The organism is Streptomyces sp. NPDC057424 (assembly GCF_042803315.1).
Taxonomy (GTDB): domain Bacteria; phylum Actinomycetota; class Actinomycetes; order Streptomycetales; family Streptomycetaceae; genus Streptomyces.
The window spans coordinates 1-19003 of record NZ_JBHVCP010000095.1; the positions used below are offsets into that span (position 1 = coordinate 1).

The 19003-nt window shown below is 66.1% G+C and carries 13 protein-coding genes, 1 tRNA gene and 1 pseudogene; 9 read left to right on the forward strand and 6 right to left on the reverse strand.

What is annotated here, in order from left to right:
* Both ACFU3E_RS37035 and ACFU3E_RS37040 read right to left on the reverse strand, forming a co-directional pair.
* The coding region (locus ACFU3E_RS37035) for a transposase (protein WP_384168779.1) at positions 1-462 on the reverse strand (462 nt) is incomplete at its 3' end.
* Entirely contained in the window at positions 452-748 is a 297-nt protein-coding gene (locus tag ACFU3E_RS37040; RefSeq protein ID WP_384168782.1) for a hypothetical protein, read from the reverse strand. The genes ACFU3E_RS37040 and ACFU3E_RS37035, both read right to left, overlap by 11 nt.
* 90 nt (positions 749-838) lie before the next feature.
* Here ACFU3E_RS37040 and ACFU3E_RS37045 point away from each other — a divergent pair.
* A pseudogene (locus ACFU3E_RS37045) lies at positions 839-1183 on the forward strand (site-specific integrase); the annotation flags it as partial.
* 64 nt (positions 1184-1247) lie between these two features.
* Here ACFU3E_RS37045 and ACFU3E_RS37050 read toward each other — a convergent pair.
* Together ACFU3E_RS37050 and ACFU3E_RS37055 are read right to left on the reverse strand one after the other, a co-directional pair.
* Positions 1248-1913, reverse strand: a complete 666-nt coding sequence (locus tag ACFU3E_RS37050; protein ID WP_384168785.1) for a hypothetical protein — start codon at positions 1911-1913, stop codon at positions 1248-1250.
* Positions 1914-2148: 235 nt separating this feature from the next.
* Positions 2149-2244 (reverse strand) — tRNA-Arg (locus ACFU3E_RS37055).
* 144 nt (positions 2245-2388) lie between these two features.
* Here ACFU3E_RS37055 and ACFU3E_RS37060 point away from each other — a divergent pair.
* From ACFU3E_RS37060 to ACFU3E_RS37080, 5 genes are all read left to right on the forward strand, one after another.
* Positions 2389-3185, forward strand: a protein-coding gene (locus tag ACFU3E_RS37060; protein WP_384168788.1) for an IS5 family transposase whose coding sequence is annotated in 2 segments (ribosomal slippage) — positions 2389-2724 and positions 2727-3185 — 795 coding nt in all. Because the reading frame shifts where the segments join, the coding sequence is not laid out codon by codon here.
* 515 nt (positions 3186-3700) lie between these two features.
* Entirely contained in the window at positions 3701-5794 is a 2094-nt protein-coding gene (locus tag ACFU3E_RS37065) for a hypothetical protein (RefSeq protein WP_384168791.1), read from the forward strand.
* A complete protein-coding gene (locus tag ACFU3E_RS37070) occupies positions 5794-6741 on the forward strand; it encodes a hypothetical protein (RefSeq protein WP_384168794.1) in 948 nt (315 codons plus the stop codon). The genes ACFU3E_RS37065 and ACFU3E_RS37070 overlap by 1 nt, the downstream gene beginning before the upstream one ends.
* Entirely contained in the window at positions 6734-12307 is a 5574-nt protein-coding gene (locus tag ACFU3E_RS37075; RefSeq protein ID WP_384168798.1) for a DEAD/DEAH box helicase, read from the forward strand. Before ACFU3E_RS37070 ends, ACFU3E_RS37075 begins: the two co-directional genes overlap by 8 nt.
* Positions 12308-12438: 131 nt before the next feature.
* Positions 12439-13884, forward strand: coding sequence for a PIN-like domain-containing protein (locus tag ACFU3E_RS37080; protein WP_384168801.1), 1446 nt, complete (start codon positions 12439-12441; stop codon positions 13882-13884).
* Positions 13885-14066: 182 nt separating this feature from the next.
* On the opposite strand, the gene ACFU3E_RS37085 is transcribed toward ACFU3E_RS37080, so the two are convergent.
* Entirely contained in the window at positions 14067-15275 is a 1209-nt protein-coding gene (locus ACFU3E_RS37085; RefSeq protein WP_355846664.1) for a restriction endonuclease, read from the reverse strand.
* A 136-nt stretch (positions 15276-15411) separates the two neighbouring features.
* Here ACFU3E_RS37085 and ACFU3E_RS37090 point away from each other — a divergent pair, with 136 nt between their 5' ends.
* The gene (locus tag ACFU3E_RS37090) at positions 15412-16602 is read left to right on the forward strand and encodes a DNA cytosine methyltransferase (RefSeq protein ID WP_384168813.1); all 1191 of its coding nucleotides are present in this window, start codon (positions 15412-15414) and stop codon (positions 16600-16602) included.
* 333 nt (positions 16603-16935) lie between these two features.
* On the forward strand, positions 16936-17460 hold the full coding sequence (locus ACFU3E_RS37095; protein ID WP_384168804.1) for a hypothetical protein: 525 nt from the start codon (positions 16936-16938) through the stop codon (positions 17458-17460).
* A 42-nt stretch (positions 17461-17502) separates the two neighbouring features.
* Here the strand turns inward: ACFU3E_RS37095 and ACFU3E_RS37100 are convergent, their stop codons facing one another.
* Positions 17503-17967 carry a hypothetical protein gene (locus ACFU3E_RS37100; RefSeq protein WP_384168807.1) on the reverse strand — a complete coding sequence of 155 codons (465 nt, stop codon included), beginning with the start codon at positions 17965-17967 and terminating at the stop codon, positions 17503-17505.
* Between the two features lie 202 nt (positions 17968-18169).
* On the opposite strand from ACFU3E_RS37100, the gene ACFU3E_RS37105 reads away from it, so the two are divergent.
* A complete protein-coding gene (locus ACFU3E_RS37105) occupies positions 18170-18538 on the forward strand; it encodes a helix-turn-helix domain-containing protein (protein WP_384168810.1) in 369 nt (122 codons plus the stop codon).
* Positions 18539-19003 lie beyond the last annotated feature (465 nt).

A 19003-nucleotide genomic window follows, 5' to 3' on the forward strand; every position in this document is an offset into this window, starting at 1 on the left:
GGCCTCCCACCGGCGTCCGGTCCCGTCGATGACCTGGTAGGTGGCGGCGATGCCAACGCTGTAGCCGAGCCCCAGCGCCCGTACGCCCCGGCGTAGTTCACGCCCGCAGTACACCTCGTCGCCCGCGAACCAGCGGGCCTTCAGCCCGGCGGCCAACACGTCGGTGACCATGGCCAGCGCCTGCTGCGGCTTCGTCGCGAAGGCGATCTCCTCCGGCACCCCGGCGACCTCGCGGCGTTCCTCGTCCGCGGCCCAGTCCGCCGGGAGGTACAGGGCCCGATCGATGATCACCTTCGTCGTCGCGGTGACCGCCGCCAGGTGCACCGCCACCTGGCACAGTCCGACACCGCCGATCGCGCCGGAGTACTGTCTGCCGGCGCCCACGCAGTCCGTGGACGACTTCGCATCCCCCGTCTCGTCCGCCACCAACACCACGCTCTGACCGGCGAGTTCATCGATCACGAGGCAGGGGATCTTCCTGCCGGGCCCGCTCATGGTCGAACCGGGCGCGCGAAAGCAGGTGCTGCAGCCGGTGCGGCCCCGGATGCCCCAGAACCTGCGCGAGCGTCCAGCAGTTCCGCGTGTCCACCTCCAGCAACAGCCCCGCGGCCAACTCCGCCGCCGTCGCCCGGGCTTCACGTCGCGCGAAGCAGCCCGCGACCGCCCGCATCGCTCTCCCGAACGTCTCGCTCCACGCCTGCTCGGCTATCGTTGCTTCCACGGCCACCGCGTCTTGATACGTCGTCACAAACGTTCATGATCAAGGTGGCCGTACTCATGCCCGCACCCGCCCCGGCAACACGCTGAACAGCGCAGACGCCGGAACTACAGCTGCCGTGTCCGAGAGCACCTGGCCACCTTCGGCACGGCGGACGACGGACGGCTCTTCTTCAGTGAGAAGGGCTCGGTCGTCCCGTCGTCGACCTACTACCGCGTGTCGCAGGAAGCTCGGCTCCTCGCGCTTCCGCCGGCCATCGCGGCCTCGCCGCTCGCGAGTCGACCGTACGACCTCCGGCACTCGGCGCTGTCGACGTGGCTCAACGCCGGTGTCGACCCAACCGAGGTGGCCGAGCGCGCCGGCAACAGCGTGGAGGTCCTGCTGACCCGCTACGCCAAGTGCCTCGACGGACGGCAGGACGTCGCCAACCGCCGCATCGAGGACTTGCTTCGCGAGTACGAGTAGGTATCCCTGCCCGCTTCCAAGGCCCCTGGCATCGCGTCCAGGGGCCTCGTCGTTGCTCTGTGCCTCAGCTCGCCGAATAGCCGATCACGGCAAGGTCCTCTGCCAGATCCGCCAAGCCGATTTCCGGGTTCAACGCGCGGACGACTGCTTCGGTCAACGGGCTGGAGGAGAAGACGTGACGAACGGCTTCCAGGTCGACAGGGACCTCGTAGTAGTCCTCGGCCCACCGCTGAAACGCTTCCGGCGACCGATCCACCAGCAGTTGGAAAAGGTATCCGGCGCCGTCCGGGTCCTCCGTTGCCGATTCGGAAAAATCGATCGTTCCCGCTTTCCAGCCGTCGTCGCCCGTCTCTTGCCACACACAGGCGGTGACGAGAGGCACGCCGTCCTCGTCGGAGAACGCCGGTTCCTCGACATACGGCCGGAAGACCTCAGGAACCTCGTCCAGCACTCCGGGCCATGGTCCGTCCTCTACATAGGGGCTCATGGGCGATTCGTGATCGAATCCCCGCACGAAGACGCCGAAGGGGGAGAAGACGATCGAGTATTCGTCGCCCGATCCGTTTCGCATCAAGGCCATCGACTCCGTCTCGGACCAGTGGTCGGCGAAGGAGTGGCGGCGACTCTCCCACTCAGGGCTCAGGACTGCCTCAAGGAGGGCTATGGAGCGGCAGTGCTCACGAAGGACTGTTGTCCCAGGCAGGTGTCGAGCAACGTCATGAACGGTCACACGCTCATCCAAGCGCACGCATCTGACACATCAGGTTCCTGCCGACGGGTCCCTACCGCACGCGGAACGCTGCGGACAGGGCGACTCACCTGGGGCAACGCATCAAGATCCCGTCCACGCCTCGTCCACAGCCCCCGACGTACAGCCGCTCCGGGCCGCACACGCCTGCACACACACGAAGACTCCGTCTCAGCGAAAGCGCTGATGGCGGGGTCTTTGGGCACCTAATCCAAGGTGCCCCCGGCAGGATTCGAACCTGCGCACACGGCTCCGGAGGCCCTCACAGGTTCCGACGTTCGAGTAGGTCGCAGGCCTATGAACCACAGGTGGCGCGCGCTTCATCCACAGGTAGTCCACGGGGCGTTTTGAGGCCGCTCGGCAGAGTGGGGAAAGGGAGCCTGCGCCAACACCACGGAGCGCGGTTCACTAAGACGTCGTCTCATTTGGAGTGCTGGGTAATCTGCACCGTGTGGTGATGGTCGAGCGCATGGTGCCGGACGAGTTGTGGGAGCTGTTCCAGCGGGTGGTCCCGCCTGCTCCATCGCGGCCGCAGGGCGGCGGTCGGCGCCGGTACGGAGATCGTGAGGTTCTGGCCGCGATCATCTTCGTGGCCACGACGGGCTGCACCTGGCGGCAGTTGCCGCCGGTCTTCGGCCCGTCGGGGCCGACCGCGCACCGGCGCTTCACTGAGTGGACCGCCGCCCGGGTCTGGGCAAAGCTGCACCGCCTCATCCTCGACGAGCTGGGTTCGCGCGGAGACCTGGACTGGTCGCGCTGCGCGATCGACTCGGTGAACATACGGGCCCTGAAAGGGGGGACCTGACAGGTCCGAATCCTGTCGACCGGGGCAAGAAGGGCTCGAAGGTCCACTTGATCACCGAGCGGACTGGTTTACCCCTCTCGATCGGGATCTCCGGAGCGAACCTGCACGACAGCCAGGCACTCGAGCCGCTTGTGCGCGGCATCCCGCCGATCCGATCCCGCCGCGGCCCGCGCAGACGACGGCCCGCCAAGCTGCACGCGGACAAGGGCTACGACTACGACCACCTGCGCCGGTGGCTGCGCAAGCGAGGCATCCGCCACCGCATCGCCCGCAAGGGCATCGAGTCCTCCACCCGGCTTGGCCGACACCGCTGGACGATCGAGCGCACGATGTCCTGGCTGACCGGTTGCCGCCGCCTGCACCGCCGCTACGAACGCAAGGCCGAACACTTCCTGGCCTTCACCGCCATCGCCTGCAGCCTCATCTGCTACCGCAGACTCACCAAATGAGATGACGTCTAAGGCTTCTGACCGACCTGTAGTGATTGCACGGGCTGAGCACGCGACGCGCTCATGTTGGTGGCCGCCGCACCCCGGCCCTGTCGACTGCATTGGCGGCTGTGCGCACAGGGCGGATGGACAGGGAAGAGCGTGCTGGGACCCTCTGGCAAGTGCCGCCGCCTTCGGTGCCTGCCGTCCTTCCGGCATCGGCGGCTCAGGATGGCCGCAGCGAGTTGCAGCCCTCTGCCTCGAACGGGGGTTCAGTTGCAGCAGGAGTGCTGCCCGGGTGCGGGAAAGCAGCAGGCTTTCTGTCAGCTTTCAGGGGGGAGGGGGCCGACAGGGATGCGCCAGCAGGCCGCAAGAGCGACGAACAAGCGCATTTGCCTATCGCGCGAAGAATCTCATGAGTAGCGTGGGTTGAGCTGGGCGGATGGCAGGGGCACTGCCGAAGCACGACGCGAGAGCGTGGGGTCCGCAGCCGCAGGTGGGCATGCGGCTGCGGGTGGGGAAGCTGGAAAGGTTTGATGGGGTCCGAGTACAAGCAGTGGCACGAGGTGCTCTCTGCAGAGTTCTTCGGTGCGGGCAATGCGCTGCGGAGCACCGTCCTGTACGTCGATGCCGAGGTTGAGAGGGAGCTGGCCGAGCGCGTAGGAACGGGCCTTGCCCAAGCTGTCGCCGGCGAACTCAACTGGAGTGATCCAGACAGACCACTGCTCAGCCGCATCCAGCGCGAGTGCGAGATGTGGGAGCGAAACGGGAGTGAGGGCCCGCCGCCGAGCCTGCCGGTGCTGGCCCTGTCCGTGCTGGCGGCTACCCGTATGGCGTCCTCGGACGGCATGCTGAAGTCCAACTTCTACGGGCGGTGGGGCCAGCTGTTTGGCGAACAGCCTTCCAGCCCTCGGGCTCACAAGCTTGAACACGCCTTTGAGGACGTGGCAGGGATGTGGGAGGAGCTGGACACCTGGCTCGAGGAGACGGGCGGTCTCTACGGCACCAGCACGATCAGCACTGACGAGTTCTACTGGAAGATCGGCTTCCCTATCTCACAGGCGCTGGTGCGCGGTTCGGACCGGCAGATCCTCACCCGGTTTTTCGCCGCCACCCGCTTGCGGCCGCACAACCCCGACGAGGTTTCCGGCCGCGAGTTGCTGCGGCGCCTGCGCGTGTGGACAGCAGGGCGGGACCGGCACCTGTCGCCCCGGCTCATGGAAGAGCTTGCCAGCGCCCTGGATACGGGCGACACCCTGATCGCCAGTCTGGTCAAGCGGCTCGCCGATGACTGGGACGGCACCCTTCATGAGCCGGAGCGCGAGCATCGGCGCCGCGCCATCGGACTGAGGCTTGTAGTCGCGGACCGGGGCAGGCGCCTGGAATGGCTCGCCGAAGCGTGTGACGGTATCGATGAGACGCGCGTCGCAGTGCCAGGCGGCCGTACGTTCACGCTGCACAAGGGGTATGGGGACGTCTACGAGGGGCTGGAATCGCTGCACCCCTCCTGGCAGCAGCTGGGACACGGCCTGCGCCTTGAAGGGGAGGAGCTGGTCCTTGAGTGGGCACCGCAGGAGGTGCTGCTGCTGCGGCTGCACCCGCACCTAGGGGAGTGGGTGAGTACGGAGTATTTCGAGCCCGGCGAGCAGCACTGGATTCTGGCCGCTGACTCTGCTGTCCGTGCAGTGCGCTCAATGGTCGATGCCCTCGGCGGCCGCACCATCCGTGAAGTATCGGCGCCGGTGCCGGGGTGGAAGCTGATCAAGGGCGTGCGCGCCGTCAATGGGCTGGCCTTCGTGAGGGCCCTCGACCGGGGCGGAGACCACGCACATGTCCTCGAGCCCCAGATCCGGCACCACGCCGCGCTGTCCGGCGGGCTGCGCATCGCCCCTGAGTACCGGGCGGGTGCCGGAGTGGCCGGCCATTTCCTCCGTGGCGGTGCTCCCGACCTCATGTTGCCGGCCAGCGACTCACCGGACGGCCGTGTGGAAATCGTCCTCGACGGCCGTACTGAGAAGCTGCGTGCCGATCCCCGGGTGCCCTTCCCGCTCTGCCTGATCCCACTTGATGAGGGAGAACACCGTGTGGGAACGGCCCACAGCAGCCAGCTGTTCACACTGCACGACGGACTTCACGAAGGCCTGCCGCCGGGCACCGGGACGCTGGGGTACCCCTGCGACGGCACTGCCCAGCCCAAGCTGAGCGCCGTAACGGGCTCCAAGGCCGCCATCCGCGGGGCTGATGCGGCAAGCAGCATCAGCCTCCCGCGAACCGAGCTGCTGCGCTCAAGTGTTCTGGAAGCCGTGCTGCTGGATCCCCGCGGCGGCGTGCACCGGGCCAAGCAACGGTCGGTCCCGGCCTGGATGGCTTCCCGTCTGCCCGCTGCAGCCCTCGGCCCCTGCCTCGAGATCGAGGTGCCGGACGGCTGCGTCTGGCTGGTCTACCGTACGGCGGCCCGCTGGTCGGTCAGGGCGCTGGCAGCAGCTGCTGACATACCCGCTCCCGCGCCGGCATCCGACGACTATGCCTGGGCGTACGCCGTTCTCAGCGCTGCCCAGCGCCTGCAGGATCCTGCCTGGCTTGACTACGTAGCGGCAGCGGAAGCGATCAGCGGAAGGCGGGGAGCCTGATGACCGACACAGGAGCTCTGCTCTTGCGCTGGCTGAGTGAGCAGGGCGCCGGCACTCTGTCTGATGCCAAGCAGGGCATGTGGTGGCTTGCAGTTAAACACTGTCAAGACATCGAACCGGGAGCCGCGGGCCGCTGGCTGCGCGACGCCGTCTCTCTGGCTTACATGGACATCGACTGGCGCAACCGGCGCTGGTGCGCGGCCCCGCCAGTCCTGACCCGCCTGCCGCAGGCGCGGGGGCTGGCGGTACTCACCGGGAGCCGGACGGCCGCGTTTGACGCGCGCGTAGCGCAGGCGGTGGAGGATGGGTTGCTGGAGCTGTTCCGAGTGCCCAGTGACCGTCCGCCCACCGACATCCCCCTGCCCCCCTCCCTCATCGTCCAGTTTGACGACGAAGCAGGGCTCGCAAGCTGGGCGGCCGAGCTCGGCGTCTCCTACACACCGTGCTTCGCGCTGCAAGGAGCTGCACTCTTGCCGCCTTTGAGTCTTGGAGTGCCTACCTCTGCACCGGAGTTCGGCAAGCCGCTGGAACAGTACGACCTTGAGCGCGGCGAATACCGTCTTGTCCCGCGGCCCCAGGGTGATGGTCTGTACCGGCTCAAGCGGCGCGACAGCAAGCGTGTATGCCAGATCCTGCGCGACCGGCAATGGTACGAGACCAGCCACGAGCAGGGCGTCTACCTCGTGCTGGAGAGCCAAAGCCGGACTGCAGACGTGCTGCGCTGGAGGCCCGAGAAGGACTCCGGGCGTGAGAGATTCGGGACCCTATTCGTCGACTGGGGATATCCCCTGCCTGACCTGCACCGGCGCGTGGCCGTGATGTGCTGCGGCCTCGCGCCCCGTATCCACGCCCAAGCCAAGAACCTCGCCTACGACAACGTGCCCTACGCCGTAGCCGCCAAGATTGCACAATCGCTCGGACAGCATCTGGGGGAGAACGATGAGTGACGCCGCTTCGCAGCAGCCTGGCCGGGACGTGGACATCCTTGGTTCGTTCGAGCACTTGAAGGACGCGCTCTTCCGTTACTACAACACGCCGTTCGGGCTTGCTGACGAGCACCTCGAACGCGAGCGCCAGGACCTGTTCGACGTGAACGGCGGAGCCTGGAGGCGTCCTCTGCTGGAGGTCCGCCCGCGCTACGTTCAGATGGGTGCGGGCATCGCGGAATCCGTGAAGGCAGCAGGAGCCCACCCTGACCTGGCGGAACTGGTCCAGCTTGGACTGATGCAGGGCGTCCCCTCCCTGTACGAGCATCAGCACCGGGCCCTGGCCGCCGCTGTGCGCGACGGGCGCGACGTCGTCGTCACGGCCGGTACGGGCTCGGGCAAGACAGAGTCGTTCATGCTGCCCATCCTCGCCGACCTCGTCCGCGAGTCCGCCGACTGGCCGATCGCCTCGCCGCCGTCGAACCGCTGGTGGGCCTCTCCCAACGGTGAGTATCAGCCCCAGCGGGCAGGCGAGGCCGGCCGACACGCAGCTGTACGCGCCCTCGTCCTCTACCCCATGAACGCGCTCGTCGACGACCAGATGATGCGCCTGCGCAGGGCGCTGGACAGCGATGATGCCAGGGCATGGCTTGCCCGGTCGCGGCCCGGCCACCGCTTCTACTTCGGCCGCTACACCGGGGCAACCCCCGTCCCCGGTGAGATCGGTTCGCCGACCGGCGTCAAGACGTTGCGCAAGGAGTTTGCCGCCACGGAGGAGCGCTCCCGCCAGGCGCAGAAAGCCTCCGGTGACGGCCGGTACTTCATCCCCCGGCTGGATGGCGCGGAAATGCGCTGCCGCTGGGACATGATCCAGGCTCCGCCCGACATCATGATCACGAACTACAGCATGCTCAACGTCATGCTGATGCGCTCACGCGAGTCGCAGATCTTCGACAAGACGCGCCGCTGGCTGGAGGAGGTGCCCGACGCCCGCTTCACCCTGGTCGTCGATGAGCTCCACATGTACCGGGGCACGGCGGGCACAGAGATTGCTTACCTCCTGCGTAACCTGCGCCACCGCCTCGGCCTGGACCACAGGCCGGACAAGTTCCGCATCCTGGCGGCCTCCGCCTCCCTCGAAGCCCCGCGCGACCTGGACTTCCTGCAGGAGTTCTTCGGCGTCGACCGCAACCGGTTCGTGGTCCTCGGCGGCCAGCTTGTGTTGCCGACGCACACCCGCACCGACATCTCCCATCACGCCGACGCGTATGCCGCCCTGGACCCGGATCCCGCGCCCGCCCAGGCCGAGCAGCTCCTGGCAGATACTGGCGCTGGTGACGCGCTGGTCAACGCCCTGCGTGACGGTGACCGCCTCATCGCCGACTTCGACGACGCCGTTGCCGCCCGCATCTTCCCTGCCGCCGACACCGCCGTGCAGAAGAACGCGTTGCGCGGAGTCCTCACCGCACTGCGCCGCTCGGCCGATCCCAGGACGCCCAAGCTGCGCGGACACCTCTTCTTCCGCAACATCCCCGGCGTCTGGGCCTGCTCAGACCCTCAGTGTCCCGACGCTCCACGCCCGGAAGGCATGGAGAGAACCGTCGGCAAGCTGTACTCGCGCCCCACGCCGCGCTGCAGCTGCGATGCACGGGTCCTGGAACTCCTCTACTGCCAGAACTGCGGAGATCCGTTCCTCGGCGGGTACGCACCAGAATCGGCCTTCCGTAACGCGGCCAAGGGACGCCCCTTCGAAGCCGGCCTGCTTGCGGATCTGCCCGACCTCGACTCACTGCCCGACGCCGCTGCTACGAGGCCGAGCGCAGCCAACTACATCGTCTACTGGCCGCGTAAGGACGACCCGGCGGTGGACAAGCTGGAGTGGAACTCCACCTCGGACAAGGGCACGCTGAGCGCCGACTTCGAGTTCAAGCGCAGCCATTACGACCCGCGCACCGGCATCCTCCGCAACCAGCGCGACCACAGCGGCTGGTCCTTCCACACCAGCGTTCCGCAGCCCAAGAGGGGGCGGCCCCGGCTCAAAGCGGAGGACCTCCCCGCGGCACCGACCCAGTGCCCCAACTGCGGTGACAACTGGGAGGTCAGGCAGATCGGAACGGAGCATTTCAGCCTCAACGACTCCCGCCGCATGCGTACACCAGTCAGGTCCATGCGCACCGGTTTCGAGAAGGTCAACCAGGTGCTGACCACCGGGATCCTCTCCCACCTGCCGAACAGGCAGGCCGTGGTCTTCTCCGACAGCCGCCAGGACGCAGCGAAGCTGTCCGCAGGCCTGGGACTGCGCCACTACCAGGACCTCCTGCGCCTGCTGCTTGCCGAGGAGGTCGAGGGCCAGGGGGATCCGGCCGCCGACCTCGCAGCCGTATCGGCCTTCTACCGCAAATCCCCAGACAACCCCGTCGACAAGGCGACAGCCAAAGCCGCCCGCGACCGGCTGCGCGCCCGCGATCCGGAGACCTACGACGCCTGGGTGAAGCTCCAGAAAGCATCCGAAAGCCTCGACGATCTCGACGATGACCTCCCCGACCCGGCAGAAGAGGCTGCACTTTACAGCCGCCTCAGCCGGGTGCCCAGCCTCGACAGCCATGGCACCGCCGTCGCTGAACGCCTGGTCCAGCTCGGCATCAATCCCGGCGGCCCGAAAGCGTCCCTGCAGCAGACCAGCTACCAGAATGGCTCCCAGCCGCAGTCCTGGACCTCCCTGTACCAGTGGCCCGAGCCCCCTGGCGGCAAGGTACGTGACGAATCCAGCCTGGTCCTGAGCGACCGGCAGGAGCAGCTGCGCCAGGACATCCGCGAGGCCCTCACCAGCGAGCTGCTCAACGGGCTGTTCGGCAGCGCCGGACGCGACTTCGAGTCTCTGGGTCTGGGCTGGCTCACCCTCGCCACCGATCAGGCACCGCTTGAAGCCGAGCGGGCCTCCGATGCCGCGCTGGCCCGGGCCAGCCTGCGAGTCCTCGGCCACATGCGCCGTTTCGCAGGACTGCGCAGCCCGGCTGACGAACCGCCCAAGAAGTTGCGGGACTTCTGGGCCAGCGCAGCGGACCACCTGGGGCAGGACCCGGACGACCTCCGCAATACCGTCGAGAGGATCTGGGGCGAAGCAGTCAAGAAATACGTCATTCAGCCTGAGCACGTCGCCTTGCGCCACGGCCGAGCGGTGTCCTGGACCTGCTCTGTCTGCCGCCGAAGGCACCTCCACCCCGGCGTCGGAGTGTGCACGAAGTGCCGACGGCCCCTTCCTGCTGCGCACGAGCCGTTCGAGGGAACAGACGCCGACTACTACGCCTGGATGGCACGCAGGCAGTTCGGTGATTTCCGCCTTAACGCCGCCGAACTCACCGGCCAGACCGACCGCCTGGACGCCCAGGCCCGCCAGGCCCGCTTCCAAGGCATCTTCCTCGACGGCAAGGAGCACAAGCTCCCCGATACCCTCGACATCCTCTCTGTCACCACCACGATGGAAGCCGGAGTCGACATCGGCCCGCTGTCCGCTGTCCTGATGGCGAACATGCCGCCGACCCGGTTCAACTACCAGCAGCGCGTCGGACGGGCAGGACGACGCACCTCGCCGGTCGCGCTCGCACTCACCGTGTGCCGCGGCCGCAGCCACGACGAGCACTACTTCCAGGACCCGCAGCGCATCACCAACGATCCGACCCCGCCGCCTTACCTGTCCACCGACATGCAGGACATCTACCAGCGGGTCCTCGCTGCCGAAGTACTCCGCAGGGCATTCGACGCAGTACAGGGTGCGGCTGGGGACGACACAGGGCCCGACCCGACCCGCAACGTCCACGGCCAGTTCGGCCACACCGCAGACTGGCCCGCCGTAAGCGAAGCGGTCAGCGGATGGATCAAGTCACACGACGCCGAAATCTGCAGTCTCGCCGAAGCCCTCGCCGACCGCACCCGTAGCACCTGGTCCCCGGCACAGGCGGCGGCATGGGTGGCCCAGGACCTCGTCAACCGCGTCACCCAGATCGCCGACGAGCCTCGCGGCCACCACGAACTCAGCCAACGACTGGCGGAGTCAGGCCTGCTGCCGATGTTCGGATTCCCCACCTCAGCCCGCTACCTGTACACCAAGCGCCCTTTCGACTCCTACCCCTGGCCGCCGAGCGGTGTAGTCGACCGGTCGCTGGACATCGCGATCTCGCAGTTCGCTCCCGGCGCCGAGACGGTCAAGGACGGACAGGTCCACACGGCAGTCGGCGCAGTCGCGTTCGAGCCGACCGGGCGAGCCCCCCGAGCCGTGCAGGAACCGCTCGGACAGCCCGTCCTCATCGGTATCTGCCGCGCCTGCGGCCACCTCGCAGAGGACGTACAGGCGCTGCCGGAGCAGGAGGACGCCCCGCCGCAGCCCTGCCGCGCCTGCGGAACGGCCGACGGCTCCTACCGCGAGATCGAACTGCGCGAACCGGCCGGCTTCTACTCCGCGGGCAAGGCACGCGACTTCGACGGCAACTTCGCATGGAGGGCCAGGTCGCTCGCCCCCCGCACCGCCGCAGACCTTGAGCACGGCGCACCGCTGAAGATCGAGACGCCTGGCATGGTGGTCCACGCCGGCAAGGGCGAGCGGTACGCAGTCAACGACAACGGCGGCCGACTGTTCCAGTTCTCAAAAGTAAGCCCGACCACACGCTGGTCCGGCGCCTACCTGGAGGCCGGAGCGGCCGATCTGTTCCCCTGGCTTGCAAAGGACATCGCCGCCGACGGGGAACCGCTCACCACCGCCATCGGCGCCACCCAGCGCACGGACCTGTTCCTGCTCGGCCCCCAGGCAAGCGAGATCCCAGCGCTCGGTCTGCGCCTGAACCTCACCTCCGTGCCGCAGCGCACCGGCTTCCCTGACGACCGCTCGGGCCGACGTGCGGCCTGGTACTCGCTGTCCGCCCTGCTGCGCACAGCAGCCGGCTCGCTCCTCCAGGTGCAACCCAACGAGATCGCATCCGGCATCCACGGTGCCGGCTCCGGCAACAGCAAGGCTCGCACCTTCGCCTTCCTCTCCGACACCTTGGACAACGGCGCCGGCTACTGCACACACCTCGCTGAACGGGAGGTCTTCGAGCAGCTCATGGCGACTGCCAACAGGATGCTGACCGACTTCGCGGACGGTGCGCACGGCCGCGAGTGCCGCGGCTCGTGCTACCAGTGCCTGCGCGACTACACGAACATGGCGTATCACAGCCTTCTGGACTGGCGACTTGCCGGCGAACTCCTGGTCATCCTCCAAGGCACAGGCGCCGCCAGCAGCCAGCATGGCCGCCGGGCCGCGGGACTGCTGCGGAACTGGGCGTCCGACTTCCCGCCGGGCGATGCGGAATTTGTGGACGACCTGGGCGGCACCGGCCCTGCGGTCCTCTTCGAAGAGCGGGTCTGGGTCGCTGCCAAGGGCCCGTTCGAGGCAGCCGACGCCACACTCTCCTCCCCCCGCATCAGCTCTGTGCGCGACGCTGCCGCAGCCGACAGCCGAGACGTTCCGGACGTGGTATTCGTCGACGACTTCCTCCTCGACAAAGCTCCTGCCCGGGTGTCAGCCATGCTCGCCGACTTCGACGGGGTGTAGAAGATCCGCCCCTTGCGGCTCCGGAGCCGCAAGGGGCAACGGAAGCTGAGAGGCAGCACAGCCGCTGCAGCCGCGCACACGCCCGATGGCTGTCGGCTGCTTGTGCCAAGATGATCGGCTAAGGGAGGGGCATGGCCGAGCCGGAGGGGAATATGGACGACCCGGTACTGCTGCAGCGGTTCGCAGCCTGGCTCCAGCCCGGGCCGTCGGCTGAGGATGCGGAGCGCAGCGCCTTCTTCAAAGACGGCGTCATCGTGCTGGACACGAACGTCCTGCTGAGCCTGTACGAGTACACCGAGACCTCCAGAAAAGAGGTCCTGTCGGCACTTGAGCAGACCGCAGGACGGCTGTGGATGCCCTACCAGGTCGGCCTTGAGTTCGTCCGCGGCCGTCGCAGCACACTGGAATCCCGCAAAAAGGCTCTCTCTGATGCTGCCTCAGAAGTCAATAAGAAGCTCATGGCAGCTCGCAAAGCAATCGTTGAAGCCAAGAAGGTCGTGTGCGCCCAGCTCGACAAGTACGCCCGGGCCCAGCAGGAGATCGCGGGACTCGACGCACTTGTCGCGGATGTCGGCGTAGATGCTCACCTCGACGTCTACCGGCACGAGTTCAAACGCCACCTGGACATGCTCAAAGCCGACCACGGCTTAGCACTGAACTCCGCCGATGCGGAAGACCCCATCCTTAAACACATTGCGAAGCTCTACGGGGAAAGGATCGGAGAGCAGCCTGACGACGACATCCTGCGCAAGCGTCTGGAGGAAGCGACCGCCTTCCGGTTCCCGAACAAGATCCCTCCCGGATTCTCCGACTCCGACAAGGACACGCCGTTGAAGTCCGCTGGCGACTTCCTCCTCTGGGAAGAGCTGATCGCGCATGTCCGCCAGCTGCCGCCCAGTGGCCGCCGCGTGCTGTTCGTGTCGAACGACACGAAGGAAGACTGGTACGAGCAGGGCTCCAGCTCAAGCAGCTCCCGTCCGTGGCCGAGCCTCGTCGACGAACTGAGGCGGAGGGCACAAGCAGACTTGAGGATCGAGACACCGCCGCACTTCTTCGGCGGGGTTAGGGAGTTCTTGGACGCTGAGCTCGCCGCGGATACTTACGCGGAGATTGAGCGGGTGTCGGAGGCATTCGAGTTGAAAGTTCCGGACACACCGCTGGTGGTCACGGAGGAGACAGCGTCTCACCTAGATCCGCCGGAGGGCCTGGCGCTTGATGCGTCCAATTCAGTGGGGCTCGTCTCTTCGGCCGTGCGTGCGGCTGTGGAGTCGGCGTCGCCGTCCCAACGGTTGTTCCAGTGGTGGCTGATCGGTGTGACAGCTCAGCTTGGGCGGCGGGATGCTGGAGAAACGGGGCCATCTGTAAGCATTGCTGCGGCAACTCGAAGCAGCAAGCCGCTCTCCCGGGACTGGGTGCCCGGTACCGCCCTCTCTCCAGGTGAATGGCTCCACCGCGACTCATCGTGGATCGCACCGTGGTTCATAGACCTGCTGGACTCCATCCCACAGGCGGACCGCACTATCCTGCGTCGGCTGGCAGCGCAGCAAGCGGAGAGCAACAGGCGCTCCGGCAGCTGACGCTCATGGATGTCCCAACTAGTGTTTTGAACAGACCAGTCGATAAGTCTTGAGCTTGGGAAGCTGTGACCAGTTAGGGCGACAGAGGCCGCGTAGGGAACGGCAATTTTCAGCAGGTCAGAGAGACAAAGAGGCCGGGGATGATCCCACCAGTCCACGGATAGGCCGCGGCTTCCGCTTGGCTAGGACTGGGGAAAGCTCTGCTTGAGCCACTGCCGCACGGAGCCCACGGTCGTTCGTCCCTGCTGGCGGAGCGAGTCGATGATGTCTCGTCCGCAGACCAGGGCAATGGGGTGGCCGTCTTCGTGGACCTCGTCCTGCACCTGCTTGTTGAAGAACGATGTGGTGACCAGCACGCCGAAGTTCCGGTGCCGGATTCTGGAGATCAGCCGGGAGACCTCGCGCACCCCTACCGAGTTGTCCGCGGCATAGCACTTGGCCTCAAGAGCGAAGTCGATCGCGATGCGGTTTGCCACTGGCCCCAGGACGTAGGTGCCGACTGCATCCCGTCCGCCGTCGCGGCTCGGCCGGGTCACGTCAACCGCACCTGTGCTCGGTGCGATGAGCCGCCAGATCGCGACCGCGCATGCTTCGAAATCGTGCTCGCGGCCGCGGAAGTACTCTCGGATCTCCTCCAGCATGGCTACACCGGTCGTGTCTTCCGGAAGCTGGTCCGTCTTGGAGCGGATGGTGGTGGTGGCAGGAGCCAGCAGGGGGCGGTAGACCCGGCTTTCAACCCAGGTCCGCCATACCTCGGGGCACTCACCGGCCAGCGGGTCGCCGCCTGCCAGTAGGTGCTGAATCCAGTCGCGCGGAATGCGGTCCGCGTCAAGCACCGTGAAGCGAGCGCGGTAGTTCTGGAAGCGTTTGCCCGCTGTAGCCCGCCAGATGGCGGCAAGCTCGTCGTCAGAGGTCATCGTGGGGCCGCCGGGCGCTAGAAGCCCGCGGAAAAGCACTGAACGACCTGTCCTTGCAGCCTTCTCGAACAGGAGGAACGGGGGCACCTTGGCTCTGTCGGCTGGTGTCCCGTGGGAGACCTCGAAGGCATCGCGCAGCAGGACGTTTCCCGAACGCGGCGTCTCGTGAAGGCCTTGCCCAGGCTTCCGGTTGTCACCGTAGTAGGTGAAGGTCCCGGTCTGTACGTCCAGATAGTCGGGCCAGTCGACCTCGCCGCCGCTGGTGTACAGGACGGCGAGCTTCACCGTGCGATTGGTCGGCGAGCCGGCGTATCGGAAGCCTCCCTGGTTACCGATCCCCTTTATGAGCTTGGACATCGGATCGTCGCCAGAGTTGCCGCTCGTCCCGCCGGCGTAGAGCGCATCGACTTGAAGGTCGGCGGTCTCCAAGTCGGAGAACGCCACGTGCGGCACAGCATCGACAGGAAGGGTCATGCTGCTAGGTCTACCAGGTCTCACTGACAGCTCGGTTGGCTGACCGCGCTCCCCCCTGGGGTGTCAGTGGTGGAACGTAAGATCCATCCCCACTGCTGGAAGACCTTGGGGGGAGTTGATGGAGTCCGTGCGCGTGATGGACCTCTTCGCTGGATGTGGCGGATTTTCGGAGGGCTTCCGCTCCTACACCCCGGGTGCTGCCGGCTCGCGGGCAGTGTTCGAAACCATTGCAGCAGTGGACCTTGATCGCGCAGCGTTGGCAACGTTCCAGGCCAACCACCCCTCAGCTGAGGTGATGAACCTGGATATCGAGCAGTTTGACCCCAGCCCCTTCGCGAACCGCGTCGACGTCATCACCGGAGGACCGCCCTGCCAGGGATTTTCAGGGCTGAACAAGCGGGGATATTGGGACGATCCGCGCAACAGCCTCTGGCTGGAATACGTCAGGGTCGTCAGCACCGTTCAACCGAAGGTCTTCGTTATGGAGAACGTAGACCGCTTCAAGAAGTCGCATGAGTATGCAGGGATTCTGGATTCAGTTAAGCCTGGTGGACCGCTGGATGACTACACCCTCGTCGAAGGCCTGCTCAACTCGGCTGACTACGGGGTACCCCAGGCGCGGAAGCGGACGATCGTCATCGGTACGCACCGGGCACTGGGTGCGCCCATTCCACTGCCGACGCCGACTCACAGCCGGAACGCTCTCCAGCAGGCTAGTGACTTTCTTCCGTTCGATGGAGCAATGACGCTCCTGCCCTGGGTGCCCGTTGACACGGTGTTCGACCGCTCACGGCATCTAGTGATCAAGGAGGCGGTGCTTCCTGGACGCACCCGCACTGATGGTGTGCCCGGCCCGTTCTTGACGACTGAACTACACATAGGGCGAGCGCCGCAGGCAATATCGTTGGCACGCTATGCGGCGATCCCGCCGGGCGGCAATCGAAAGGATCTGCGCGGTAAGTGGGCGCTGATCGACGGCCGAGAGGTGTACCTCAGCACGGTAAGCTGGGACATGCACAACAGTGGCTCGGGAGACGTCATGGGGCGTCTGAGACTTGGCCATCCTTCGGTCACCATTCGGACCGAGTTCTTCAAGCCCGAGAAGGGCCGATACCTCCACCCAGTGGAGCATCGGCCGATCACTCACTATGAGGCTGCCCTCATCCAGGGGTTCCCCGAGGAATATCTCTGGCATGGCACGAAGATCGACATTGCGAGGCAGATCGGTAATGCCGTGCCGGTCGGCCTTGCCCGCGCACTGGCTGGCGTCATTCATGACCGGCTAAAACCTAGCGCGATGGGTCACCGAGAGGGCCGGGTTCGCTAAGCGGGGCTCGGTGCCAGGAGAGAACAGAGACCGCTACGGCCTGAAGTCCTCGACAGTCGGCCGTAGACGGAGCGGGGCAAGAGCTCGCCCGCGCTCACCGATCCGTGCCCGGGCAACCTCTACGACCCCCAAACGCTCCCCGTCCTGGCTTAGCTCGCCAGAGACGGACTGCAGGCTCGGCTCGCGCTCTTCGCTGGCGCCGCCGTGGCCGCTCTCGCGGTCTTGCCCGCAATTATGTCCCGACGCGACCGGGCGGCCTGGGGCAAAGGCTTTGAAGGAGGCCACGGGGGCGACGGTGCCCAGCTCACGCCCGGGGCGGCCAGGATGCTCCTGATGCCAAACAGCGCCGACGGCATGGGCGTCGAGGTGTTTTGCGAGAGCTACCGGAGATCCGGTGGCATGATGTGCGCGGGGGCGGCCCGAGCCGCAGAAAACAAGATGGGCGGGGACATGGGCAGACGCCTGATGCTCGGATTCTGTGCGGCACTTCTGGCGCTGGGCACGACTGCCTGCAGCGAAGACGGCAAGAGAGCGGAAGCAGTACCGGCGGCCCAGGGCACAGCGGCCGACAACGCCGGCATTAGCCGGGCACAGGAGTGCACGAAGACGGTCCTTGCTGCAGTCGCGGATAAAATGTGGGTCGACTCCGGCCAGGTGACCGACGACACGGAGAGCCAGGAACGCAACACGAGGCTGCGTGCTTTCTCCACCGCTTACTTGGGTGTCCCTGAAATGGACATCTTCATGCGGGCGGGCAGCGATGCCGTCAACGCCATCAACGGCGGTTCGACGGTCACGGAAAGCATCGCCAGCACGACCGGCCGAATCACGGAAGAGTGCGCCGAGGCGTACCCATAGCCCATGCCAGATCGTCATTGCTAACCAGCGCGTCTGCGCACCTCAGAGGTGTTGCCTGGCTGCTTTGACCAGTCGGCTGATGCCGTCACGGGTCCGTACCCTGGCATCGTCGAGTTCGGTTCTGCTGTCTGTCTTGGGCAGCGCCGTAACCTCTGCGAGCACGTCCTCCGCGGCCTGGCTCAGGGGCTCGTCCTCGGTGAGCATCTCGACCCGGAACAGTGCCTCCTGGGCGCTGGAGCGTAGATCGTAGGCACGGATCCGCACCGTGTCAGGGTCCTCCGGTGAAGGCTGTTCGTGCTCGCAGAACCAGAGGTGAACCAGGCAGCGCCGGTAGTTGACCAACGCGCCGGCGTAGGCAGAGTAGGCATCGAGTCGTTCCTGCCGGAGCTTCTCGCGGTGGGTGAACTGGTGGCTCCTGTCGGCGGTGCGCTGCTGGAACGCCAGGGTGATCCCCGAACCGAGCAGCGTTCCCAGGACGGCTATGCCGCTGGCGATGATGGTCTCCACGCCTCAAGCTGATCACGCATCGCCGTCCTCCGTGGGGTGTTGCCCAACGCCAGTGCCAACCCGCTTTCCAACTGTGTTGGTGGGGCGTGGGACTGCGTTTGGGGGTGTTCACCTGCGTTCATGAGCGGCTGGGCCGTGGGCGACCCTCAGGACCTGGTCCCGTCTGAACGGCCGTGAACGGTGCTGAATGAGACGGACGGCAATGCTCGCCTCCTATGCTGGCGGGATGGCAAGTTCATGGACGCGTCTTCATCAGGAACTCGGCATTTCACCTGGCCCACTCACGTACGCGCACATCGAGCAGGGTGTGAACGAGGTCGTCGGCGAACGAGATGACCTCGACTGGAAGCGTGATCTTCCCAAGAAGGCCGAGCCAGGCGAATGGAACGAGTTCTCGAAGGATGTCGCCGCTATGGCCAATACCCGCGGTGGCTTGCTCATCTACGGTGTCCGCAACGACCGCAAGATCACGGGGATTGATCCGAGCGCCGTACAGACAGAGCATCTGCAAGATGCGGTGAATCGGTGTCGAGTGCTCGGTCTAGTGCTGCCTCGACCTCCAGCCGCATGATGTGCGTCCGGGAGAGCAAGGTGGTGAAGCCCGAGACCTCTTCCATCACATCGGCGATGTCGGCTCGCTGGCGTGGATCCTGGATCCCCGCCATTTCCATGTAGTGAGTGAGAGACAAGGGGAAGAGATACAGCCCGGAACTGGCAGCATCTCGCACCGCAGTGAGCGCCGGCTGGTAGGGCCCCCCGGTTCGATGTCCCGTAGCGGCCTTGGCCAGGCTGATCCAGTGGTTGAGGTCCAGGTAGACGAGGCGCTGTCCCGTCTGACGTCGAACTAGGTGACCGGGCCAGGCGTATGTAGGGGTCTGCCGTCGTGCCATGGCGGCCATTCTGGCAACCCAGGGCTGTGGAGGCCTTCGAATATGGGTGGCAGCACGAACCGTGAGGTGCAGCGAGATTGAGCACCGCTTTAGTAGCTGTTGTCGTTCCGATCTTGAGCGGTGTCCGTCGAACGGGAGTCTCGATT

What these genes read in the sequence shown, in the direction of transcription:
- ACFU3E_RS37065 (WP_384168791.1), top strand. Translation starts at nt 3,701, where the DNA reads ATGGGGTCCGAGTACAAGCAGTGGCACGAGGTGCTCTCTGCAGAGTTC.
- ACFU3E_RS37070 (WP_384168794.1), top strand. Translation starts at nt 5,794, where the DNA reads ATGACCGACACAGGAGCTCTGCTCTTGCGCTGGCTGAGTGAGCAGGGC.
- ACFU3E_RS37075 (WP_384168798.1), top strand. Translation starts at nt 6,734, where the DNA reads ATGAGTGACGCCGCTTCGCAGCAGCCTGGCCGGGACGTGGACATCCTT.
- ACFU3E_RS37080 (WP_384168801.1), top strand. Translation starts at nt 12,439, where the DNA reads ATGGCCGAGCCGGAGGGGAATATGGACGACCCGGTACTGCTGCAGCGG.
- ACFU3E_RS37085 (WP_355846664.1), bottom strand. Translation starts at nt 15,275, where the DNA reads ATGACCCTTCCTGTCGATGCTGTGCCGCACGTGGCGTTCTCCGACTTG.
- ACFU3E_RS37090 (WP_384168813.1), top strand. Translation starts at nt 15,412, where the DNA reads ATGGACCTCTTCGCTGGATGTGGCGGATTTTCGGAGGGCTTCCGCTCC.
- ACFU3E_RS37095 (WP_384168804.1), top strand. Translation starts at nt 16,936, where the DNA reads ATGCCAAACAGCGCCGACGGCATGGGCGTCGAGGTGTTTTGCGAGAGC.
- ACFU3E_RS37105 (WP_384168810.1), top strand. Translation starts at nt 18,170, where the DNA reads ATGCTCGCCTCCTATGCTGGCGGGATGGCAAGTTCATGGACGCGTCTT.